General features: G+C 42.8%; 20 protein-coding genes. 8 read left to right on the top strand and 12 right to left on the bottom strand.

Annotated elements, in window-relative coordinates:
* Positions 1–180: 180 nt before the first annotated feature.
* The 5 genes from V7K97_RS11510 to V7K97_RS11490 all read right to left on the bottom strand — a co-directional run bounded on the left by V7K97_RS11510 (position 181) and on the right by V7K97_RS11490 (position 8,165).
* The gene (locus V7K97_RS11510; RefSeq protein WP_334801042.1) at positions 181–666 is read right to left on the bottom strand and encodes a DUF2243 domain-containing protein; all 486 of its coding nucleotides are present in this window, start codon (positions 664–666) and stop codon (positions 181–183) included.
* Between the two features lie 94 nt (positions 667–760).
* Positions 761–1,105 carry a pentapeptide repeat-containing protein gene (locus tag V7K97_RS11505; protein ID WP_334801041.1) on the bottom strand — a complete coding sequence of 115 codons (345 nt, stop codon included), beginning with the start codon at positions 1,103–1,105 and terminating at the stop codon, positions 761–763.
* Positions 1,106–1,447: 342 nt separating this feature from the next.
* Positions 1,448–1,885: an RrF2 family transcriptional regulator gene (locus V7K97_RS11500; protein ID WP_334801040.1), complete on the bottom strand. Its 438-nt coding sequence runs from the start codon at positions 1,883–1,885 to the stop codon at positions 1,448–1,450.
* Between the two features lie 447 nt (positions 1,886–2,332).
* Complete coding sequence (pgmB, locus tag V7K97_RS11495) at positions 2,333–5,368, bottom strand: beta-phosphoglucomutase (RefSeq protein WP_334801039.1); 3,036 nt, start codon at positions 5,366–5,368, stop codon at positions 2,333–2,335.
* Between the two features lie 385 nt (positions 5,369–5,753).
* A complete protein-coding gene (locus V7K97_RS11490) occupies positions 5,754–8,165 on the bottom strand; it encodes a sucrose synthase (RefSeq protein WP_334801038.1) in 2,412 nt (803 codons plus the stop codon).
* Positions 8,166–8,639: 474 nt separating this feature from the next.
* On the opposite strand from V7K97_RS11490, the gene V7K97_RS11485 reads away from it, so the two are divergent.
* Positions 8,640–8,891 (top strand): hypothetical protein, encoded by a 252-nt coding sequence (locus V7K97_RS11485; RefSeq protein ID WP_334801037.1) that lies wholly within the window; start codon positions 8,640–8,642, stop codon positions 8,889–8,891.
* Between the two features lie 386 nt (positions 8,892–9,277).
* Here the strand turns inward: V7K97_RS11485 and V7K97_RS11480 are convergent, their stop codons facing one another.
* Positions 9,278–9,499: a DUF4327 family protein gene (locus V7K97_RS11480; protein ID WP_334801200.1), complete on the bottom strand. Its 222-nt coding sequence runs from the start codon at positions 9,497–9,499 to the stop codon at positions 9,278–9,280.
* 310 nt (positions 9,500–9,809) lie between these two features.
* Here V7K97_RS11480 and V7K97_RS11475 point away from each other — a divergent pair, with 310 nt between their 5' ends.
* Positions 9,810–11,042 (top strand): cysteine desulfurase-like protein, encoded by a 1,233-nt coding sequence (locus V7K97_RS11475; protein WP_334801036.1) that lies wholly within the window; start codon positions 9,810–9,812, stop codon positions 11,040–11,042.
* Between the two features lie 113 nt (positions 11,043–11,155).
* Here the strand turns inward: V7K97_RS11475 and V7K97_RS11470 are convergent, their stop codons facing one another.
* The 3 genes from V7K97_RS11470 to V7K97_RS11460 form a co-directional block, all read right to left on the bottom strand.
* Entirely contained in the window at positions 11,156–11,917 is a 762-nt protein-coding gene (locus V7K97_RS11470; protein WP_334801035.1) for a hypothetical protein, read from the bottom strand.
* A gap of 28 nt (positions 11,918–11,945) precedes the next feature.
* A complete protein-coding gene (locus tag V7K97_RS11465) occupies positions 11,946–13,247 on the bottom strand; it encodes a molybdopterin molybdotransferase MoeA (RefSeq protein WP_334801034.1) in 1,302 nt (433 codons plus the stop codon).
* A 166-nt stretch (positions 13,248–13,413) separates the two neighbouring features.
* Positions 13,414–13,734: a hypothetical protein gene (locus tag V7K97_RS11460; RefSeq protein WP_334801033.1), complete on the bottom strand. Its 321-nt coding sequence runs from the start codon at positions 13,732–13,734 to the stop codon at positions 13,414–13,416.
* A 270-nt stretch (positions 13,735–14,004) separates the two neighbouring features.
* On the opposite strand from V7K97_RS11460, the gene V7K97_RS11455 reads away from it, so the two are divergent.
* The 6 genes from V7K97_RS11455 to V7K97_RS11430 all read left to right on the top strand — a co-directional run bounded on the left by V7K97_RS11455 (position 14,005) and on the right by V7K97_RS11430 (position 17,804).
* On the top strand, positions 14,005–14,562 hold the full coding sequence (locus V7K97_RS11455; protein ID WP_334801032.1) for an RDD family protein: 558 nt from the start codon (positions 14,005–14,007) through the stop codon (positions 14,560–14,562).
* A 43-nt stretch (positions 14,563–14,605) separates the two neighbouring features.
* Positions 14,606–14,800, top strand: a complete 195-nt coding sequence (rpmG, locus tag V7K97_RS11450; protein WP_094333178.1) for a 50S ribosomal protein L33 — start codon at positions 14,606–14,608, stop codon at positions 14,798–14,800.
* A 2-nt stretch (positions 14,801–14,802) separates the two neighbouring features.
* Positions 14,803–15,018: a 30S ribosomal protein S18 gene (gene rpsR, locus V7K97_RS11445; protein ID WP_334801031.1), complete on the top strand. Its 216-nt coding sequence runs from the start codon at positions 14,803–14,805 to the stop codon at positions 15,016–15,018.
* A 128-nt stretch (positions 15,019–15,146) separates the two neighbouring features.
* Positions 15,147–17,210: a ribonuclease catalytic domain-containing protein gene (locus tag V7K97_RS11440; protein ID WP_334801030.1), complete on the top strand. Its 2,064-nt coding sequence runs from the start codon at positions 15,147–15,149 to the stop codon at positions 17,208–17,210.
* A 24-nt stretch (positions 17,211–17,234) separates the two neighbouring features.
* On the top strand, positions 17,235–17,441 hold the full coding sequence (locus V7K97_RS11435; RefSeq protein WP_334801198.1) for a type II toxin-antitoxin system RelE/ParE family toxin: 207 nt from the start codon (positions 17,235–17,237) through the stop codon (positions 17,439–17,441).
* Between the two features lie 39 nt (positions 17,442–17,480).
* The gene (locus V7K97_RS11430) at positions 17,481–17,804 is read left to right on the top strand and encodes a hypothetical protein (RefSeq protein WP_334801029.1); all 324 of its coding nucleotides are present in this window, start codon (positions 17,481–17,483) and stop codon (positions 17,802–17,804) included.
* 193 nt (positions 17,805–17,997) lie between these two features.
* Here the strand turns inward: V7K97_RS11430 and V7K97_RS11425 are convergent, their stop codons facing one another.
* From V7K97_RS11425 to hemE, 3 genes are all read right to left on the bottom strand, one after another.
* A complete protein-coding gene (locus V7K97_RS11425; protein ID WP_334801028.1) occupies positions 17,998–19,596 on the bottom strand; it encodes a B12-binding domain-containing radical SAM protein in 1,599 nt (532 codons plus the stop codon).
* 489 nt (positions 19,597–20,085) lie between these two features.
* Positions 20,086–21,036, bottom strand: coding sequence for an NAD-dependent epimerase/dehydratase family protein (locus V7K97_RS11420; protein ID WP_334801027.1), 951 nt, complete (start codon positions 21,034–21,036; stop codon positions 20,086–20,088).
* Positions 21,037–21,182: 146 nt separating this feature from the next.
* A complete protein-coding gene (gene hemE, locus V7K97_RS11415) occupies positions 21,183–22,244 on the bottom strand; it encodes a uroporphyrinogen decarboxylase (protein WP_334801026.1) in 1,062 nt (353 codons plus the stop codon).
* Between the last annotated feature and the right edge of the window lie 512 nt (positions 22,245–22,756).

The raw sequence follows: 22,756 nt of genomic DNA, 5'->3' as shown, positions 1-22,756 counted from the left end.
TTAGGAGTTAGGAGTTGGGAGTTAGGAGTTGGGGGACAAGGGGGATAAGCAATGCCCCATGCCCCATGCCCAATACTTCTCTACGAGAGGCTGCGCCAACGACTTCGCTCAGTACAAGTGCCCAATACTTCTCTACGAGAGGCTGCGCCAACGACTTCGCTCAGTACAAGTGCCCAATGACTAATGACTAATAACTCTTGACTTTTTTATCATTATCCAGCCGATAACGACAAGTAGCGCACCCAATGCAAGAAATCCTAGATCCCAAGCCAACTCATTTGGCCCTGGTTTCACATGATGGACACCGAGGATTTGGTGGTCAATTAAACCTTCAACCAAATCGAACAACCCAGTACCAATCAATATTGATCCAATAAAGGTCTGTGATGACCAAGGAACATCTTCACGCCCTGCGGCACGCCATAGCAAAATAACTCCAACCACGGTAAATACCCAATTCAAGGTATGAAATAATCCATCCCATACCATGTTCAAATCTATATTCGCCATGTTGGTCAGAGGTCGAATGTTACTAAGCATGTGATGCCACTGGAGGATCTGATGCAGTAAAATTCCATCAATAAATCCTCCCAGACCCACACCTAGAAAAATTCCAGCAGTAATTAGCGGTGCGTGTTGGTTGGTTGTTGCACTCTTTGCCTCCATTGTCAACCTCATAGATGGGCTTTTTTACAAAAATACAACTCTTTGAGGAGAAATATCTTCTATCTTGAGGCAAGTAGGAGCGTTGAACGATTAATCAACCTTCAAATTTAATCTGCATACCCGCTTTCACTGGGTCGAAATCTGGGGGAAAATGGGTGCTGCGATCGTAGTCTGCTTTTTCCAGGTTCGCTCCTTTGAGATCAGCTTGGCGTAGATTCGCTGACATCAATAAGGCTCCTCTAAGATCGGCATCTTTCAAATTAGCCTGGCTCAGATCTGCAAAGCTCAAGTCAGTTCCCCTCAAATTAGCACCACTCAGGTTAGCTTCACTCAAGTCAGCATAACTGAGGTCAGATCCTTTTAAGTTAATGCTTTGCAAATCAGCATTACCAAGTTCTGCTTTACTAAAGTCTCGTTTTCCGGCTGCATAACTCTCCACAAAAGTAGCGGCACTATTTATGGACTGTTGAGAATTGACCGAAGAGGCAGGGGAGCAGGGGGCAGGGAGCAAGGGAGAAAGATACGCTCAGTTACCCTGCCACAAGGGTTTCAGAGCCAATATATTTATTTATGCCCAAAAATAAAAATATTTATTTCGAGACGCGCAGCGCGAGAAATAATGCGTCCTTAGTTCAAGCCCCTACATTTATGTATGGGGTTCTCCCCCTACCCCCCGCTCCCTGCTCCTTGTCCTCTTGTTGACTTCAGGCATTTGACAGCCTCACAGGTTATCTTGTTATTACTTTTATACTAAGGATAAAACACTCTTACTTCATCCTTGCTAAATGTAATACATTAGTTCCTTCTGTTCTCGGATTGCTCTACGATCGCAAAGGTCTTGGAGTGTATATTTTTCCAAAACGGAGTTAGCAGCCTGACGCGCTTCCTGCCAAACTTCTTGAATTAGCTCACCTTCTACCGTGTTGGGAGTCGGCTCAGAATCAGAGACAACAATATCTGACCCTTCCATGCAGCTAAAAGCATCGAATACTGTAATCTTCTGGGGATCTCGCGCCAGAACATAGCCACCTTTGGCTCCGCGTATACTCTTAATTAAACCTCCACGTCTTAATGTTGCTAGAAGTTGTTCTAAATAGCGGTTCGGGATGTCTTGTAATACCGCTATCTCTCGAATTTGCAGCGCTTCACCCTTAGGGTAGCAGGTTGCCAACTCTAACAGGGCTAGAAGTGCGTATTCTGATTTGTTAGAGATTACCACAGGCGTAATATTTTAAACTCACATTTAAAGATACAAAGTCTTTTAGTCTGTTTCCCTAAGCTATTGCTAAGAAAAACTTTACAATCAACCTATTGTTGACCGGCTAACTCTACTTTAAAGACCTTTCACCATAGAAGCAATTACTTTTTTTTTTAAATTCAATAAAGAAAAGTGATTGAACTGGGGCATGGGGCATTGGGGAAAGCGTAGCGATGGGGAGTCAGCCATTGGTGTCAACATGAAGCTGAAATCTTCTGAATGTATGAGTTTTGCCCTCACCCCCAGCCCCTCTCCCAAAAATGGGAGAGGGGAGCAAATTCTCTAGTTTCCCTTCTCTCATCTTGGGAGAAGGGGTTAGGGGATGAGGGCAACACCAATGGCAGTCAGCGTACCCCTACCAAGAAGCAAGGCGCAGTGTCTGTAGAGAGCGTCATTACGAATTACGAATTACGAATTACGAATTAATTGCTCTCGTAGGTCTGCCCATTTGATACCTGCTAGGCTGGGTAAAACAACATGAGCGGCTCCAACTCGTTCGACGGGTCCGAGTCCTACTGCCCACATACCAGCAGCTAGGGCAGCTTCAACACCTGCTGTGGCATCTTCTACAACTACAGATTGCTCTGGTTCGATTCCTAGTTGTTTGGCTGCGTACAAAAATAGGTCGGGTGCTGGTTTGGGTTGCTCTACACTATAACCGTCTGCGATCGCATCTATTTTATCAGCAATACCCAATCGTTCGATCACTGTGCGGGCATTTTTGCTAGCTGAACCAATACCAATCTTAATCCCAGCTTGCCGCAGTTCATCCAAAAGGGCGATCGCACCTGGCAACAAATCCTTGGGTGTCATATTTTGGATCAATTCCACATAATAGCGATTCTTACGCTCCATCATCTCCTGGATTTGTGCTTCCGAATACCGTCGATCTCCAAGGATCAGCATCAGGGAAGCACGACGAGATACACCCCGCAACGCTTCGTTAGCTTCCCGATTAAACGGTATACCCTCTTCATCCGCTAGCTTTTTCCAAGCTAAATAGTGAACTTCTGCTGTATCTGTTAGTACACCATCTAAATCGAAGATGAATCCTTTGATGTTGGGGATTGGGGATTGGGGATTGGGGATTGGGGATTGGGGATTGGGGATTGGGTATTGGGGATTGGGTATTGGGGATTGGTTATCTGCATTGTCTTCTTGTCCTCCAGTCCCCAGTCCCCAGCGATGCACTGAGCTTGTCGAAGTGTCCCCAGTCCCCAGTCCCTGATGCAAATCAAACTCGTGCCATAACCCTTTCCAATGTAGTTTAAACTTGAGGCGTGTCCAGCCTGGGGGGAGGTGCGGGTTGGCTACCGGACCATTTTCGGTGAATTGGATGCCACCGAATCCAAAAATTACAGCTTGCCAAATGCCACCTGCACTAGCACCGTGAATTCCATCACTGGTGTTAGCTCGGTTATTTTCAAGATCCACCATTAATGCCCGCATAAATAGTTCGTAAGCTTCGGTTGATTTGCCCAAATCTGAAGCTAAGATGGCGTGAATTCCTGGGCCAAGGGACGAACCATAAGTAATATCGGTGCGGGGTGCGTAGTAGTCCCAGTTTGTCTGCAATGCTTTTTTGTTGTAGGGAAAATCTGCTGATTCTCGCATTAAATATAGCAGCATCAATACATCTGGCTGTTTGATTACTTGATATTTGTTGATTTTCTCAACACCCAAGATTGGTTGCATAGAGCGATCGCGTGGTTCATAATCTGCTAAGTTGATATCTTCCAATTGGAAAAATCCCTCGATCTGCTCAATTAGTTCTGTTGATGGATCATAGAGGAACAATATTTTGGCGATGATATCTTGCCAGTGCGATCGCTCTTCTAGAGTAAGTTTTAATGTCTGTTCTAGTTCAGTGGCTCGTTCGGGGAATTTGTCAGCTAACCAATCATAAACTGCGATCGCTTTCTCTAAATGCCATTGCGCCATGCGATTGGTAAAGGCGTTATTGTGAACTAATTCATGGTATTCATCAGCTCCGATCACTCCTCGAATTTCATACTTTTCGCGCTCAGGATTGAATTCCACCCGACTACCCCAAAAAATCGCGGCATCCAAAATAATCTCTGCGCCACGCTTTTGCATCCAGTCATCATCACCAGTGGCTTGCCAATAGTTCCAAACGGCGTAGGGAATATCTGCATTAATATGAATTTCGCGATCGCGGCACCAAATCCGCACATCTTCACCATAAAAATTACTTTCAAGTGCCCAACGTGGTGTCACTTCATCTCCGCTATCAGCACTTTCCCAGGCAAACATTGCCCCTTTATACCCGTAATGGGCTGCCTTGCGTCTGGCTCCTGGTAAGGTGTGCCAACGGTAACTCAGAAAGTTACGAGCGATCGTTGGTTGGGTAAACAGAAACAGGGGTAACATAAAAATTTCTGTATCCCAAAAAACATGACCCCGATAGCCAAACCCGGAAAGGGTTTTTGCCGGAATGCTCACTTGGTCATCATCCCGTGGCGCAGCAATCAACAACTGAAACAGATTGTAGCGAACAGCAAAAGCCGCCGTGGTATCCCCTTCAATGAGGATATCACTTTGCTGCCAAACCTCCTGCCACGCCTGTTCATTGGCTTTTAGTAATGTTGTATAGTCTGGCAGGTGCGCGAGTTTTTCTTGAGCGGCTGGGACTGGTGTTTCAATGTCCCGCGAGGTAAAAACTGTCACTAATTTTTCTATTGTTACGGTCTGTTCCGCTTTCGCCGAGAAGGTGGTGCTTAAGGTTGGATAACCAGGTGCGGTATTGACTTGCAAAGATGCTTCCGTGCCTAATATTGTCATCTTAACTGCCATACCAAGTTCAATTCGGGAACTACGGGTAGAGCGTTGCAACCAGATTCCTTGGTCGGTTTTGCCCTGATCTAGTCCTTCCCAGTGATTGAAACCTTGATTTTCTGGATAACCGTTGATGCTAGCTTGAATTTCGATAAACCCATCAAAATCTACTGGCGTTAAATGGCAGCGTAGCGCCAATACGTGGGGATCTGCAAGACTAGCAAAGCGTTCAAAGTGGATGTCTATAGTTTTCCCACTGGGAGAACGCCAACGCAAAGAACGGACCAGAAGTCCTTGGTGTAAATCGAGTTGGCGATCGTAGCGTAATATCTCACCTTGATCGAGACGGAAGCGATCGCCATTCACAATCACTACTAAGGGTAGCCAGTCAGGGCAATTTACCAGTTCCGTGTAAACCACAGGCACAGCATCGTAGACACCGTGGATAAAAGTACCTGATAATGCATGAGGATAACCTTCCTCAAAACTGCCCCTTGTTCCGAGGTATCCATTGCCGATTGTAAAGACAGTTTCTTTCGAGTGTAATTGCTCAGGGTCAAACTGGGTTTCGGTTAATATCCAGTCTGTGTAGGTAAAGTGGGGAGTGGGGAGTGGGGAGTGGGGAATAGGTAATGGGGCATTGAGCATAATAATTAGGGATTAGGGGCTTTAAGGTAGATGAATGAGTCTTTGAACTCCGTTAATGAGTCTTTGAGATGGATGAATGGAGTTCCGAGATGGATGAATGGAGTTCCGAGGTGGATGAATGGAGTTCCGAGGTGGATGAATGGAGTTCAAAGGTGGATGAACGGAGTTCCGAGGTGGATGAATGAATCTCTATAGCGGTTTTCGTTTGGATGCAATACACTTTGACCTCTCTCCAAACCTCTCTCATAAAAGCAGAGAGGCTTTGAATCTGACTCCCCTTCCATTGTAGGAAAGGGGCTGGGGGTTAGGTCTGTATTACACTCAACAGAGAAGCGCTATAATTTTCCTCATCTCCCTCATCCCCCAGTCCCCAATCCCCAGTCCCTCACCCCCCCTTATGCTTTTCCAAAATCTTTTCCGCTCTGGGTTTATAAATGAGGTGAAATAAGGCTTCCATATACCGATCTCTGGCTTCGTTATTTTCTGGAACAACAAAGTTCCAAAAACTAACCATTTTAGTAAGCAGCAGTAATTGATTGCTATGTAAATGCCAATTATATTTATTATGAATTCGTTGACTCATCCGTTCTGAAACTTCGCACCAATATTCAGAATGAGTATCGCATTGGTCAAGGAAGTCTAAAACTTTCTTTGCTGTTCCTTCCAAGTCTGTAGGATTAACATTAAATCCATTTTCTTGGTTATCGATAATTTCCGAAGAACCGCCAAACTCAGTAGTGAAAGTAGGCAAGCCGGAAATCATCGCTTCTAAAATACTCCGTCCGAAAGATTCAAAGTGGGCAAAATGAATATATATTCCCTGATAATCTGCAACTACTCGGTAAGCTTCGCCGAGTTCATTGCTAGGGATACGCATCCCCACCCAGCGAATCTTGCCATCGAGATGATATTGATCAATAATGTCGTAGAGTTTTTGAATTTCTTCTGCTTCTTCTCGGTTTATAGCTTGATCTGGATGCAGTTTACTAGTTAAGATAATCAGGTTACAACGCTCTTGCAATGCCTGACTTTTACCAAAGCATTCAGCTAAACCATTGAGATTATTGATGGAAGTGATGGTATCAACAGCAAAGATTGGTCGCTTATTAGGATGATCTAAGTGACCAAAAATTTTAGGGTCTTCGCGGCTAAAAAGTAGGTCGTGGACTTGTGTGCAAAGGTTAGAATCTCGGTTTTCTTTTTGGCTATAGGGAAAGAAGATATTCTCATTTACTCCCGGCGGCACTAAATTGAATTTATAACTAAACAAATCAATGCCATCAACTACATGATATAACTGTGGCATCGTAAACCACTTGTACGACTCGTATTGACCGATAGTGTCGGGTGTGCCAACAATTTCTTGAGAGGACGATGTAATAATGAAATCGGCTGCATTCATGCTGATTAAATCGGCGGTGAATTGTACCGAAAAGTGATATTGATCTTCTAAATCTTGCCAATATAAATTGCTAAATAGATATTTAGGTTTTTCCAAAGAATGGGCAATGTTGCACTGGGTAACTTTCATCCGGCGAGAGAGGATAAAGGCTACTAAATTCCCGTCGCTGTAATTGCCAACGATCAGATTAGGTTTGCCTTGAAATTGAGTTAGTAACTCTTTTTCAGCATCGAGAGCAAATTGTTCTAAATAAGGCCAAATCTCAAATTTAGAAATCCAATTGTTAGTAACTTCTGGATTGAATTCACCAAAAGGAACGCGCAATATCCAAGCATTTTCAGTATCTTGGAGTTTTTCTAAAGGTAGGTTACAAGATGTCCCTTCACAGTTAGGGATTAGTCGAGTGAGAATAATTACATGGGGTTTAATGCCCAGCAGATCGAGTCCAGCGAGTTTGATATGTTCACGCAGTTCTTTTTCTAAACTGCGAGCTTGTTCCAGGACATAGATAACTTGACCGAGTGTTTCATTTCTTCCCAAAACATCATCCTGTCCAAACCAGCCGTGAACAGAAACGAGAACGACGCGAAAGACGGCGGGGACGCGGGCGACAAATGTTTCTAAGATGCCGGGTTCTGGGGAGTAAATGAGTCGGTCGAGGAGTTCTAGGGTTTCGGAGACTCGCGCCGCAGTGTTACCCCAACCCGGCTCAAAACCGAGTTCTTGGAGGTGAGAGTGGAATTTTTCATAAGGTTCATGAGGCGATCGCTCACTCAGCAATTTGAGGGCTAGCTTAATTTGTTCGGCTAACTGAATACCGGAGGTAATGCGATCGCTCAACAACAGACGAATACCATCGTATCGCAGCCTATGTAATGCTTGAAATAACATCTCTACCCAATGTTGGGGGTCAGTCAACAATTGACTGCACAGGTAACGGTTGAGGAAGGCTAAACCTTGACCGATATTTCTCGCATCATCGATTCTTAGGGAACTCTCATAGAAGGGGTGAAGGTCGATTTCGAGAATATGGGGTTGGTAGCGGTTGACTAGGCGATCTCTCACATCTAGCAACGCTTGAGGTGTCATCTGCTCGAATTTACTAAAGTCGGCTGTCAGTTTCCAAACTTCTTGGTTAGCAATCTTCGGTCGAACTACGAACCAAGTACTTTCTTCTTGAAGAATTATTTCATGGGTGTACTGTATCAGTTTGCCAACAGAAGAAGAGTAGTAAAAATAGGCTGGCTTTTGGGATTGATGACAGTAATCGGCAAAGAAGAGCAAAATCTCATTTCTCAGGAAATAATGCTTACCTGAAGCACTCAACGCCGAAATAAACTGATGTAGAGCAGTTTCTTCATCACCGTTGATCACAGCTTGAACTAGTTCATACATGATGACGAATTCCAGAAATTTAGCTAGGTAACAACCTCATTTTCTTTCCAGTCTTCGGTTGTTTGAGGTACATTCCCCCCACATTAAGTAACTATAAAAATCCTCGCGTCTAGCTCTGGGGTGAAACGCTGCGAGTCTATGGGATGAGGGACTGAGGGCAATAACCAATGCCCAATACTTCTCTTCTTAGGCTGCGCCAACGGCAACTCTTGGAGACGCTACGCGTAGCAAGATCCCCGAAGGGGTACGCTCAGTACAAGTGCCCAATGCCCAAAGCTAAATAAGTCTGAGTTTATTACTTAACAAAAATGTATAAATATTATGAGATTATTAAGTATTTTAACTTTCCTCACAAGTTCCTCATATTTAAACACTATAGTCAAAATATAGACAGCTTGTTTTAAATATCTACGGGCTTCTCAACTGGCTGCCCTGATTTACAATAACACTTTTATTAACAGGGTTTGAGAAAATATGAATTACTGTCCTTGTTGTTCAAGCTTACTTTTAGAACATATACGTGGCGCAGAAACTTACTGGTTTTGTCGCCACTGCTGGCAGGAAATGCCTGTTTATAACTGGAACGAATCCAGTTCATTCGCCGATGCTGTCATGGGAAAAATACCTAGAAAACCTCAAAAACAAAAACGTAGAAGTACTACTGTTTACGCAAACCAATGGCAATCTATCACTGAATGGATCGGGCTAGAAGAGTTGTCTACCTAATACCAATTGACTGGAATAGGTTAGGATAATTATGTTTTCGGAATCTCAGTAATAAATTGCCATATAATCTGAGTCCCTAGCCCAACCACAAGGTATTAACTAACACAGCTAAAGTAAATATTGAGTAGGGTGTGTTACGACTGTCTACGAATTTGAGGGTTTGAGAAAGTCTAATTTAGCCGTAACACACCATATTTTCAGATGCGTTATGTGCTGCTTTAACGCACCCTAGAATTTAAGGTTCACTTTATAAATCGTCTCTTACTTTAATAATCTCTTATTTATAACCCCCGACTTAATTCGAGGGTTTTTAATGCTGAAAACTGAATTTGTAATTTTGATTTTATTGTGATGCTGCTAATCAGGTTTAGCTTCTAAATGCAGCCTCAATCTTCTTCCCACAATTCGTGATTCAGTAGGTCGATAATTCTATCTCTGAGTAGAAATTCGTTTTTTTCTAACTCAAGTTCAAAATTAACCCAGTCACGATGAGGAATATATTTACAGAGGGTATAAATTGGGTGCTGACGGTTAAGAAGTCCCTTTTTAACAAGTTGAAGTGCTTCTTTCTTGATAACCTCAATGTCGTATTTAACCGTAGTATTCATCATAGGTCGTTCCTTTCTTTTCAATCAAGGAATTAAGAATCAAAACAATAGTTGCTTTGACTATCCCTTAAACTTATCAAATAAAATTGGTGAGAATTGTGAAGAATCAAGACATTAATCCTTGCTAGAAGTTAGATATGTCAGTAAGATAATCTTTGGGTCTCCAAATATACCCTCTGTAGATAGATTTTTGCAGAGTAAGAAGGCTGGCATAACAAGCTGTAAATGCCAAAAAATGATGTAGATGCTCTCTAGGCGACTTGCCAAAAGGTAGGCTAGGGTAAAGAACATTCTCTCTTACACTTATACTATGCTCCTAAATCTTGATCAAGTTCGCCAATATTTCCCCGCTCTAGCTGGTGAATGGACTTTTTTTGATAATGCTGGCGGCTCACAAACCCTGAAAAAAGTAGTAGATAGAATTAGCGAATTTCTCCTGAGTTCTGATGTCCAGTTGGGAGCTTCTTATGGGGTTTCTCAACTTGCAGGAGAACGATTGGCTCTAGCAACTAGGGGAATGGCTACTTTGATTAATGCCAATTCTTCTAAAGAAGTGGTTATGGGTCCATCTACTACAATGATGTTGAAAGTTCTCTCAATTTGTCTAGGTCAAACCTTCACACCTGGTGATGAGATTATCGTTACTAATTGTGACCATGAAGCCAATATTGGTGCTTGGGTGGCTCTTGAAAAACAAGGAATGAAGGTTAAGGTGTGGCAAGTTCGCCCAGACAGCTTGGAACTTGATTTAGCAGATTTAGAACCATTGATGAGTCAGCGTACCAAACTAGTAACCTTGACTCATGCTTCTAATGTTCTGGGAACCATCAACCCAATCAAAGAAATTGCTACATTTGTACACGATCGCCACGCGATGATTTGTGTAGATGGTGTAGCTTATGCACCCCACAGATTAGTTGATGTCCAAGATTTAGATGTTGATTTCTATACCTTGAGTTGTTATAAAGTCTATGGGCCACATCATGCCTTACTTTATGGTAAAGAAGAACATTTATTAAGATTGCCTGGTCTTAACCATTATTTTATTGAACAGACAGATATACCTTATAAATTTCAGTTAGGGAATGTCAATTTTGAATTAAGTTATGGAATGTTAGGTTTATGTGATTACTTAAGTGAGTTAGCACAATTGCACTACGGGAGTGAAACTGCACCTGATTTGAGAAATCAAATGGTGCAGGCGTTTGATTTAATTAGCATACATGAAGAAAAGATTAGCGATCGCCTCCTAAATTACCTCAACAGTAAGTCTAATGTGCGAGTGATTGGTCAATCAAAGGCTGATCGTCAATGCCGTGTGCCAACTATATCTTTTGTGGTAGATGGAATGAATAGCTCGACGATTCCGGCAAAAATTGACCCACATTATATAGGAATTCGCTACGGAGACTTTTATGCTAAACGGCTGATTGAATACCTGGGGTTAGCGTCCCAAGGTGGAATAGTCCGAGTCAGTATGGTGCATTACAACACCCTTGAGGAAGTTAACAGCCTAATTGAGGCTTTTGAGCAGATATTTTAAGACTGGGCATTATCAACAAATAATTTAATCCCCAGCGATGCACTGAGCTTGTCGAAGTGTCCCCAATCCCCATTACTCGTTAACAAGCCTGACTTTTCACGGCTACAATCAACTTAAGAACCAAAGGTTCGCTTCATTTTTGAAAGAAGCTTCGAGATGGACTCCCCGTGAATAATAGAACCATGCATTGTTGCAAGGTACTTAATGGGTAGCTTCTCTATTGCCTCAATCCCCCGAGTGAAGCTTTTGCCTTCAGACATAAACCCGACTTTTTGCTGGAACTTAATGATAGATTCTGTAAGATCCTTTTCGGTAACAGGCTCCTCGAACTGACCAGGATGAGCCGCAAGATCGGAACAAAAAAGGATCTCCTCTTGCGGCTGATAGAATACACAACCCTCCCATCCATGAGGAAAATGAGGAGTTTCAATAAGTATGATATCTCTTTTCCCCAAGGAAAGAGCTTTGTTATTCTTAAGAACCGTTGTTGGTCGCAACGCAAAGTCATCCATGTTCGATTGATTCAGAGGACTCACAATTGTTTTGGCTTCTGGAGCCGCTTCAAGCCACTGATTAAGCGCTCCGCACTCATCAGCCTCAAGGTGACATAAGGCAATGTAATGAAGTTTTGAAGGGTCGCAGACAGAGGAAACAAGCTGATACGTTTGCTCAAACCAATTTGAGCGACCCGTATGAATAAGCATAGGGCACTCATCAAGGATAAGGAATTGACTGAAAACGAACTTTTTATTGTTTGAGATAGAAAGCTTATATATACTAGGAACTATCTCATCTATGCGCGTGAAGTTAGCATTGAAATGCGTAAACATCATATTTTGGGGTAAAAAATCTGACAAAATCCAATTTTTGTTCACAATTGCGAATTGTGTTTGTAACTCTATATTAGGTCACTTGATGATTTTTCCACATGACGTGAAAAGTCTGGTTAACAAGCTGCAAAACTTGCACCTCTTCTTGTGGGGAAATTAATGTTTTACCTATCGGGAGAACAGCTAAGGCATTGGTTTGAGCTAAATTAATTAAATTGCCGGAACTGTGACTACCACCAGCTTTATGAAATTCGTAAACTCCATCAATTAAATGCAATTTACCCCAAAGGTAAGTTTCGCGCTTGCCATCCGATCGCAATTCATCATGCGATCGCACTTGCAAAAATACTGGTTCCCAACCTTCAGTAATTCCCGAAAGTTTCTTGATTGCTGGTAGCACAAACCGCCAAAATGTCACCAACACAGCAGCAGGATTCCCTGGTAAACCAAAGTATAGTGCTGAGTTTGTAGAGACGCGATTAATCGCGTCTCTGCTGGGGAAGGTGGCGACGGTGAGGGGTTTTCCTGGACTCATCTGTACAGCCCGAATGTGGATTTTTGCCTCTAGTGACTCTAGAATTTTGTCAACATAGTCATAATCTCCCACTGAGACACCACCAGAAGAGAGAACTATATCAGCGATCGCAATGGCGTGGGTAATAACTTTCTCCAAAGCAACTGGATCATCTTTCACAATGCCTAAAATTAACGGTTCTGCGCCACTTTGTCTTACCAACGCTGCGATCGCATACTGATTAGAATCCACAATTTGCCCTGGTTGGAGTGGTTGATCAATTGCCACCAACTCATCACCAGTAGAAAAAATTGCCACACGCGGACGGCGGTAAACACTTAATTGCGGACATTGTGCTGCTGCTAATACGGCAATTTCTGAGGCATTTAACTTAATTCCTGCTGGTAGTAGTTGTGTTCCAGCTTGATAAAAAGATGCTTTGTGTCTGACAAATCCTTGCGGTTTTGGCGCATCCAGGATAAATACGCGGTTTTCCTCGCGGCGTGTCTTCTCTTGCATCACTACAGTATCCGCACCTGCTGGGATCAGGGCACCTGTGAAAATCCGCGCTGCTTGCCCTGGTTGAATGGTACACTTGGGCTGATACCCAGCCGGAATATCCTCAACAATTTCTAAAATAGCTGGTTGTTCGGCGCTAGAGTGCTGTACATCTTCATAGCGAACTGCGTAGCCATCCATTGCCGAATTATCCCAATGGGGAAAATTTAGGGGACTGGTGACAGGCGTTGCCAAAATGCGACTATCAGCTGTGAATAAATCTACAACTTCTGTATCCCGTTGACGATCCAACGGTTGTACTAAATTTAAAATAATTGCTTCTGCATCGCTGACTGATAACATAGCGATCGCCTCCGATTTTTTACCTTTATCCCTGTAAAGTAACACTGAGGACTCAATCAAGAGAGCATTTTGTTCTAATGATTCTGATTTTTTGAAAGCTGCTTAATTTTATTGCTTGATTTTGGAGGTTGTTTTTTTGTCTTCTCTATACCCCTAAACGCTTACGTCAAGAGTAATTTGGCTCATCTCTACCAATACCTAATTCTCTTAGCTTGGCTTTGATACTTGCCCAGTCTTGACCACAGTAGTAGTATTTTTTCTCTAGTAAGTTTACCAAATAGTATCCTACCTTCCCGCTATTAATCCGAAATAATTCAATAACAACTTTCTTTTTAGTTGTACCGAACATGAATTCTATATCACCCTCACTTGGTAGATTCAGTGGGTTATAAAAGGTTTTACCTTTAATAAAATGCCAATAAGATTTTTCGGGGGTAATTTTACGTTCGATAATTCGGTATTTAATAGGATGAATTATTTTTTCCATAGAAACTTCTTAGAACCTTTCGCTGAATAACCAGTGTTTCCTTTGCAGTTAAAGTTGAACTCAGCAGCATGAGCTAGGTTGTTGGTGGTTATGGCGATCGCGGGCAGCTTTGGAAAAACCACTATCACCACTAATCTTTCTTGCTCATGCACAGCAAGCCAAATGGTTACTTTTCCATATCCCTTGAAAAGTTAACTCAATCCTCACCTTAATATTAAAAACAGGAGCAATCATTATTCCGCAACCCCTAAATAAAAATACCTACTTTCTATGACTATCGAACGAGTTCCCCAAAAACACTATCCCAAAGCTGAAATTGGGCGGCGAGGTATGGCATTAGGATTAGATTTCCTTGGTGTCTGGTTAGTCAGTTCTCTACTGGGAGGCGGCGATATCGGTATTCAATTTGTTGAAATCTTAGTTTTCGTAATACTTTGGCTAGTTTTGCGGGTACTCGTAGTATACAACAATCAAGGGCAAAGTTTAGGGCGTTGGGCGTTCGATTTAAAGCTGTTAGAAGTCGAAGATGGGCAAATCATGGGTAGAATTCCAGATTTGCTCTCACTGGTGAAGCGAGAGGCGATTATCGGCTTGGGTGCCCTTTTGGTGTCAATTGCCCTGAGCAATATTAGAGCCAATCCCACTGCTATACTGCTAATAATTCCCCTAGCAATTGATTGTGGCAGTGCCTTCTCTGATGCCCAGATGCAGCAGGCTTTACACGATCGCTATTGTGGAACTTTCGTCGTTTCGTCGCGTCGTGGCTACTCGCTCGATATAAAAATTAAAAGATTAGTTGAAAATATACGGCGGAATGTGAGAAGATAGTCATTTGTGTTAATTCTCTTCAGGCTTCACTGTTTGTAAGATTATGGCTAAGAGTAAAGGTGCCCGCATAATTGTCACACTAGAGTGTACCGAGTGTCGGACAAATTCAGATAAGCGTTCTGCTGGTGTCTCACGTTATACCAGTACAAAGAATCGCCGCAACACCACTAACCGGCTAGAACTGAAAAAGTTCTGCACCCACTGCAACAAACATACCGTTCATAAGGAAATTAAGTAAAGATGAGTTATTTCCGTCGTCGCCTTTCTCCGATTAAGCCAGGAGACCCAATCGATTATAAAGATGTTGATTTATTGCGTAAGTTTCTCACCGAACGGGGTAAAATATTGCCACGTCGGATTACTGGGCTGACATCTCAGCAACAGCGAGAGTTGACATTAGCAATTAAGCGATCGCGGATTGTGGCCTTGTTGCCATTTATCAATGCGGAAGGCTAAAAAGGGTGATGAGTTATGAGAGACGCGATTAATCGCGTCTGTACAAAGAGTTAAGAATTAAAACTCCTAACTCCTAACTCCTAACTTAAAACTATTTAAACTGTTCACCAAATTAAAGTGCGAGAGTTGTGGAGAAGGGGACGCTAGTTGAATTTAGGGTTCAAGGCGATCGCCGTCTGGGCATCGTAGAACGTCCAGACGGTAAAACCCGCTGGTTTGTGGTAGACGAACGTGGTCAATCCCACAGCCTCGCGCCTAAACAAATAAGCTATACAGTTACCGGACAGACTTACAAGCCCTCTGAGATTGTCAGCTTTTTGGATCAGGTCAAGCCTTATTTAGACCCATCTAGCTTAGAAGTGGCTTGGGAATTATTGGTTGAAGATGGGGAAACAGTTACCCCAGACCAAATGGCGAATCTGCTATTTTCAGAATCAGCCGCGCCTCCTTGTTATGCCGCCTATTGCTTGTTATCAGACGATAAACTCTATTTCAAGCAAAAAGGAGACGCTTACGAAGCCCGAACTGCTGCTCAAGTAGCAGAACGCCAGCACCAACTGGAAGTAGAGGCACTAAAAGCCAAGGGACAGCAGGAATTTTTAACTCGTGTAGAGCAAGCGCTCCAAGGTGAAGCAGTGGAATGGGGGCGTCACGATCGCCAGCGCTTAGAAGGATTAGAAAAATACGCAGCGCTAATCGCTGACACGGTGCGGACGGGGGTTAATTATGACTCCTTAGCTCGTGCTTATCCGCCCAGCGCTCCAGTATTAGAAACAATGACGATGCTGGGGCGGCCGACAACACCCCAAGGAGCCTTTCAATTATTAGTAGATTTGGGTCACTGGAGTCCTTATGAAAACTTGTTCCTGCGTCGTTCTTCAATTCCGATTCAATTTCCTCATAAGGTATTAGAAGTGGCGCAACAGCGTTTGGATTTCCCGCCCATTGACTCAGATACAACAAACCGCCTGGATCTGACTCACCTGAAGGTGTACACCATTGATGACGAAACTACCACAGAGATCGACGATGGTCTAAGTTGGGAAGTACTGCCCGATGGACGGGAACGCCTGTGGGTGCATATCGCCGATCCCACTAGATGGTTAGTACCAGAAGATGAATTAGATTTGGAAGCCAGAAAGCGGGGTAGTACAGTCTATTTACCGACGGGGATGATTCCCATGTTTCCAGAAGTATTGGCAACTGGGCCAATGAGTCTGATCCAGGGAAAAATTTGTTGCGCCCTCAGTTTCGGAATTGTTTTAGGTACAACTGGGGGAGTAGAAGATTACAGCATTCATACCAGCTTGATTAAGCCGACTTATCGCCTCACCTACGAAGATGTAGATGAAATGCTGCAATTACGGGTACAAGCCGAACCGGAAATTGCGGCGATCGCTACTTGGGCACAACGGCGGAGAGCTTGGCGTTACGCTCAAGGGGCAATTAGCATCACCATGCCCGAAGCGACGATCAAAGTCAAAGGTGAGGAGATCCACATTGACATTTTGGACGATTCCCCATCGCGGCAAGTGGTAGCAGAAATGATGATTGTTGCCGGTGAAGTTGCGGCTCGTTATGGTAAAACTCATAACATACCTTTGCCCTTTCGCGGTCAGCCGCAACCGGAATTACCTCCAGATGAAGAATTGCTGCTACTTCCGGCGGGATTCGTTCGCGCTTGCGCCATGCGTCGTTGTATGCCCAAGAGTGAAATGAGTATTACGCCTTTGCGTCATGCTGGTTTGGGTTTGGATACCTATACTCAAGCAACTTCTCCCATCCGTCGGTATAGTGACTTACTTACCCACTTCCAAATTAAAGCCCATTTGCGGGGTGAAGTTCTGCCATTTTCCGCAGAACAACTAAAAGAAGTAATGATGAATGTCACCAGCATTACCCAAGAGGTGACGATGGTAGAACGACAAACTAATAGATATTATGCTCTAGAGTATTTACGCCGTCATCCTGAAGAAACTTGGGATGTGACAGTGTTGATGTGGCTGCGGGAAGACAGCAACTTAGCCCTAATTTTGATAGAAGATTTAGGCTTACAGTTACCAATGACTTTCAAACGTTCTGTGAAATTGGGCGAACAGATATTAGTGAAAGTTAGCCATGCCGATCCACAAAAAGATATGATCCAGTTTCAGGAAATAATTTATCAAGAAGCTCAAACAGCGGCGAATTAACTAATTTTTTATTAGTCATTAGTCATTGAAAAAATCAAACAGCAGTGTAAACTGTTGGCTGATTTTCCTAATATGGGCAAAGTTCCGATAATTTTGCCAGTGGTTTACGGAGTTTCCCAAGAAGATTACTTAATATTTTATCGTCCCATTGATGGCGGCGTGGAAGTTGTACGTGTTGTCGGTGGTTATCGGGATTTAGAGACAGTTTTCTTAAGTGAGGATAGTACTTAATATTGCATTTGATGTAAGCGCTCGCTATCTCTAACCAATATGTCAAAAAATCATCATAAAGTAATTATTTTTGATACCACCATGCGTGATGGAGAATTAACGCCTGGTGTAAAGATGAATTTGCAACAAAAAATCACCATCTCTCAATTACTCGAAGAAATGGGAGTAGATATTATTGAAGTTGGTTATCCAGGAAGTTCTCAAAAAGATTTTGATGAAGTCTTTAATATTTCTAAAATAATTAAAAATTCTACTATTTGCGGGCTAGCTAGTTCCAACCCAAGTGAAATAATGACTCTCGCTGAAGCAATTAAACCAGCGATCAGAGGTAGAATTCACACTTATACTCCGGTAATATTATAGCTGGCAATATCCTTGTCAGGTCTAACATTCTCCATTCTAGGAGAATTAGCATTACCTTGCCGAGAGAGAGCAATTGGTGTTTTTGCCATTCAGTGAGTGTCGAGTTAGGACTATCATACTTTGAATAGCATACTGGTTTTAGTAACGGGTAATAAGTAATTTTTTAACTCTTACCTATTAACCGTTACCACACTTAACTAACTACCGCTTCAGCTTTTTCTTCAGCTTTTTCCTTCACTAGCACATAAGGCTTCTCTGTACCTTGTGCCAAATATTCAGCTAGCTGACTTTCAATTTGATCGCGCACTATTTGGCGATATTCTAGAAAATGCTCGTTGTGGGCGCAAGCAGAGATGTAATGCTCAATAACTCCAGGGTTACGCTTGAGAATGCTAAACAAATGATGCCAGAACTTCCAACGGGTTTCCCGTTTGATTCCTTGTCGCCAAATCACAATCAGCAACGCTTTCACAACAATCCACTCTGGCATTTTCGCTGGTGCTTTCCAACTTGGCAAACCCATCATCAAGAAGCAGCGATAGGTACGATCCAAGTATTGTACTGGGTCGTATAAAGTACAAAATGCCTCAATATATTCTCGTGCAAGTTCTTCCAGGGGACGGGTAGGAAGAAAGTTCATCAATGTTGTCTGGTTAATGTTGGCACTTTCATTTTCCCGCAGTCGTCCTTCCTTTTTCAGGCGATGCCAAAGGGCGGTGTTAGGTAACGCTTGCAACATGGCAAAGGTTGTAGAGGGAATTGCTGCTTGTTCTGCAAAGCGGACAATGCGATCGCCTGCACCTGCTTTTTCGCCATCAAACCCAATAATAAACCCAGCCATTGGGCGCAATCCCGCTTTGGTGATGGTTTCCACCGCCTCAGTTAGAGAACTGCGAGTATTTTGAAACTTCTTGGTCATTTGCAAACTATCTTCATCCGGCGTTTCGATTCCCAAAAACACCGCCGAGAAACCGCACTCAACCATCAACTCCAACATTTCTGCGTCTTGTGCCAAGTCAATTGAAGCTTCAGTGTCAAATCGGAAGGGATACTGATGTTCTGCCATCCAGACTTTTAACTCTTTCAGCAACAATTTCACATTTCGTTTGTTGCCAATAAAGTTATCATCCACCATGAACACACCCCGCCGCCAACCCAATTCATAGAGGTAATCTAACTCAGCTAATAGTTGGGCTGGGGCTTTGGTACGCGGTTTGCGCCCGTAGAGAACAATAATGTCGCAAAATTCGCACTGGAACGGACAACCGCGCGAAAACTGCACCGACATCATATCATAAGCATTCAATTCTAATAAATCAAAGCGGGGTATTGGTGTACCTGTCACATCAGGTTTTTCTGTGGCGCGGAAAGTCCCAGATGTTTCACCCCGTTGAATTGCCTCAATAAACATGGGTAGGGTGATTTCCCCTTCATCCAGAATCAGAAAATCTGCGCCAACATTTTCAACTTCGTGAGGTACAGAGGTGGGGTAAGGTCCGCCAACTGCGACTAGCTTGCCACGTTTTTTTGCTTCCTGGATTTGGTCAAGTAAATCTTGTTTCTGGACAATCATCGCCGAGAGAATTACCACATCTGCCCATGCCCATTCTGCTTCGGTTGCTGGGCGGATGTTGCGATCGACTAGCTTGAATTCCCATTCTTGGGGCAGAATCGCGGCTACTGTTACTAAACCTAGAGGTGGTAATAAAACTTTGCGATCGACTAACTCCAAGATTTTTTCATAAGACCAAAAGGTTTTGGGAAATATCGGATACACTAACAATATTCGCATTTAGTATCAATCCTCACACTTTGATTGTTATCCCACTCTAACGAAAATAAAGAGTTATTGAATTTTTATTAAAGTTGTTTTATTCTACCACTGATATTTTTACCTAAATGGGGTAACTATAGCAGTTATCGTTTGGATACAAGAGACGTTAGGGGCACAGTATTGATTTGCCTTTATTAGTGGTCTGTATTAAAGCCTCATTTCCAGCCAGAGGCTAGAAATACTCATAATCGCGGTATAAGCTGTTGGGTATTTAATTTGTATATAGGACTAGTATTTGATTTTTGAAATACACGTAGTAGACCCTCTAAGCTAAAATAGTGCATTAGACGTAGGTTGGGTGGAGCGGAGCGCAACCCAACATCTATCAGGATGTTGGCTTTGGCAAAGCCTCCACCCAACCGACAATTTTTTTTGCAGTTACTAGTAAGTTAATGCTGATTATTTTTTCGCCTTATCAAACCAGGAAGGTATAAACTCCCTTACTGGCTAAGGTTTAACGCCACTAATTTTTAAAACATCAGTCATGGTTGCACAATAATTTGGCAAGCCGAAGCTATCAGGATTGATGAATTTTTCATAAGTAAAATGGCGATAGTTCATGCAAAACCGATCCCAAGCGGCCATCTGAATGCGGAACAGAATGATAATCAAATTAGCCAATGCTATAGATATGGGAATGCGAAAGTAAATCTTTTTGCCCAAATAAGCACAAACTTGTTTCACTGCTTGATTAGCAGTTAAGGGTGCTTGACCTAAAACAAGCCGACGTGGTTGATCGTTTTCGGGAGGATGGTCAATTAAATATTCCACGACAGTGGCAATATCTCGTCCGTGGATAAAGTGAAAACTGCCATCTGCTTCCAAAAAGCGAATCAAATTAATATATTTTGTAACTTCTGGAATGCCTGATGTGAGATGAGAATAGGGTTTATTGGCATCACCACCCAATACTAAAGTCGGAAATACTGTGGTAATTTTGGGTGCGATCGCTAATTTTTCTTTTTTCTCTAAGCACTCATATTTAGAACGGATATAATCTGTGCCAATTTCCCCGGCTTCTTTTAATGGTTGATTATATCGATCCAAAACGCTAGCTGTGGAAAAATAAATTACCTGCTGACAACGTTCTGGATCTAGCAGTTCGAGCAACTCTAAAGTCTTGACAACATTAATATCAAATGTCTCATCACCACCCCAAGCTGTGGCTGTGAGTACCGCCGTATCAATTGTGGATAGCAAATCGGCAAATTGGCGAATATTTTGCATATCACCTTGCAAAACGTTGATACCTGAACGTGCCTTAGTATCAACTTGCAGTTTACTTGGGTTCCTAACTAGCAGATACAGTTCGTGATCTGTTTCCTTAATTAAGGCTTCTGTTAAATAATGACCTATACAACCGCTTGCACCAGTCACTAAAATCCGTTTCTGGCTCATAGATAATTTATTAAAATTTAGGAGTTAAAAGTGAAGAGTTAAAAATAAACTTAAAAGTTCCGAATCAGGAGTTAAAAATAAAGTTAGGAGTTAGAAGTGAGAGTTAAAAATAACTCTGCACCTCACAACTGATAACTTCATAACTCCTAACCCTTAACTCCTGCAAGATTCAATTCCTTTGCGGTTTCAAAGAAGAAAGCGACATTTTCTTCGGGAGTTTCTGGGAGGACACCGTGACCGAGATTGAGAATGTGACCCCAATTACCAGCTTTGCGAACGGTATCGAGAATGCGATCGCGGATAAACTGTTTAGAGCCGAATAACACACCTGGGTCAAGATTTCCTTGAACTTTGACTTGCTTACCCAATCTGGCTCGTGCGTCTGCCATATCTACTGCCCAGTCTACACTGACGATATCAGCGCCAGATTGTGCCATTCTTTCCAACACACCCGCACTACCGCTAACTAGCAAAATCAAAGGTGTATCGGGGTGGGTTTGCTTGACTTGCTGAAAAACTCGCTGCTGATAGGGGAGAGCAAAGGTATCATAATCTTGAGGACTCAATTGACCCGCCCAAGAATCGAACATTTGCACAACTTGAGCGCCAGAGTCAATTTGGTAGCGCGCATAGATGGCGATCGCATCTGCTAACTTAGCTAAGAGTTGATGCAATATCGTCGGATCTGAGAATGCCATGTTTTTGATGATGGAGTAGGTTTTAGAACCTTTTCCTTCCACCGCATAAGCTGCTAACGTCCACGGCGCACCCACAAAGCCCAACACCGTTGATTTATCACCTACTTCCAAACGCAGCGCTTGCAAAATTGTCTTGATAAATGGTAGAGCTGCTTCTGGCTCTAAGGGATGCAAATTATCAATTTGTTCTTGGGTACGCAGGGGCGAGTGAATGATTGGCCCTTTACCTTCAGCGATATCCATGTCAATACCCAAACCAGGTAATGGGGTGACAATATCAGAAAATAAAATTACTCCATCTGGTTGGAAGGCTTTCCACGGTTGCAAAGAAACTTCAATTGCTACATCTGGAATTTCCGAGCGATCGCGAAACGAAGGATACTTATCTCTTAAGTCTCGATATGCTTTCATATATCGTCCCGCTTGTCGCATCATCCATACAGGGGGACGATCTACTACTTCACCACGAGCAGCCCGTAAGAGATGAGGAGTCGTTGAATAAACACCCATTTATTACTTCATCCTATTTATGCCACTGTTTAGCTTATCATTCTGGGATTACCCTTTTCCAGCAGGTTTTCAGGAAAAGGTGAATAGCAGGGCATAATAGTAATATTTTATAATATTTTGATTATTGGATATAAGCGATCGGTTGGCTTGACTACAGTAAGCTAAAAATCTTTTAATTTGCATCCTCAAAAAAATGAATCTCTTGTGGGGTGGGCATCTTGCCATTGGTGTCAACTTAACGTGAAAGCCAGCCTAGAACAAGCTTCTTAGAGATGATCTCGTTCCCAGTCTCTGACTGGGAATGCCCGTCGTTGGGGCTGCTGCCTCAAAGCAGCCCAATGAGATGCATTTCCAGCCTCTTGCTGGAAACGAGGTTTTAAAGGGGTTTTATCTTAACTTGACACCTATGGCATCTTGCCAGCCCTAGTTGTGCAAATTAAATGCGCGACAGCTTATTAATGCCAGCAAGTGCTACAAGTTATTGTTTTTTTGGCTTCTCCCATGAAATCATC

It is taken from the genome of Nostoc sp. (assembly GCF_036917815.1).
Classification (GTDB): Bacteria; Cyanobacteriota; Cyanobacteriia; order Cyanobacteriales; family Nostocaceae; genus Nostoc.
Note: the sequence above shows the minus strand (reverse complement) of the source record. Positions and strands in the feature narration are given on the sequence as shown.

What these genes read in the sequence shown, in the direction of transcription:
- V7K97_RS11510 (WP_334801042.1), bottom strand. Translation starts at nt 666, where the DNA reads ATGGAGGCAAAGAGTGCAACAACCAACCAACACGCACCGCTAATTACT.
- pgmB (WP_334801039.1), bottom strand. Translation starts at nt 5,368, where the DNA reads ATGCTCAATGCCCCATTACCTATTCCCCACTCCCCACTCCCCACTCCC.
- V7K97_RS11490 (WP_334801038.1), bottom strand. Translation starts at nt 8,165, where the DNA reads ATGTATGAACTAGTTCAAGCTGTGATCAACGGTGATGAAGAAACTGCT.
- V7K97_RS11485 (WP_334801037.1), top strand. Translation starts at nt 8,640, where the DNA reads ATGAATTACTGTCCTTGTTGTTCAAGCTTACTTTTAGAACATATACGT.
- V7K97_RS11480 (WP_334801200.1), bottom strand. Translation starts at nt 9,499, where the DNA reads ATGAATACTACGGTTAAATACGACATTGAGGTTATCAAGAAAGAAGCA.
- V7K97_RS11475 (WP_334801036.1), top strand. Translation starts at nt 9,810, where the DNA reads ATGCTCCTAAATCTTGATCAAGTTCGCCAATATTTCCCCGCTCTAGCT.
- V7K97_RS11465 (WP_334801034.1), bottom strand. Translation starts at nt 13,247, where the DNA reads ATGTTATCAGTCAGCGATGCAGAAGCAATTATTTTAAATTTAGTACAA.
- V7K97_RS11460 (WP_334801033.1), bottom strand. Translation starts at nt 13,734, where the DNA reads ATGGAAAAAATAATTCATCCTATTAAATACCGAATTATCGAACGTAAA.
- V7K97_RS11455 (WP_334801032.1), top strand. Translation starts at nt 14,005, where the DNA reads ATGACTATCGAACGAGTTCCCCAAAAACACTATCCCAAAGCTGAAATT.
- rpmG (WP_094333178.1), top strand. Translation starts at nt 14,606, where the DNA reads ATGGCTAAGAGTAAAGGTGCCCGCATAATTGTCACACTAGAGTGTACC.
- rpsR (WP_334801031.1), top strand. Translation starts at nt 14,803, where the DNA reads ATGAGTTATTTCCGTCGTCGCCTTTCTCCGATTAAGCCAGGAGACCCA.
- V7K97_RS11430 (WP_334801029.1), top strand. Translation starts at nt 17,481, where the DNA reads ATGTCAAAAAATCATCATAAAGTAATTATTTTTGATACCACCATGCGT.
- V7K97_RS11425 (WP_334801028.1), bottom strand. Translation starts at nt 19,596, where the DNA reads ATGCGAATATTGTTAGTGTATCCGATATTTCCCAAAACCTTTTGGTCT.
- V7K97_RS11420 (WP_334801027.1), bottom strand. Translation starts at nt 21,036, where the DNA reads ATGAGCCAGAAACGGATTTTAGTGACTGGTGCAAGCGGTTGTATAGGT.
- hemE (WP_334801026.1), bottom strand. Translation starts at nt 22,244, where the DNA reads ATGGGTGTTTATTCAACGACTCCTCATCTCTTACGGGCTGCTCGTGGT.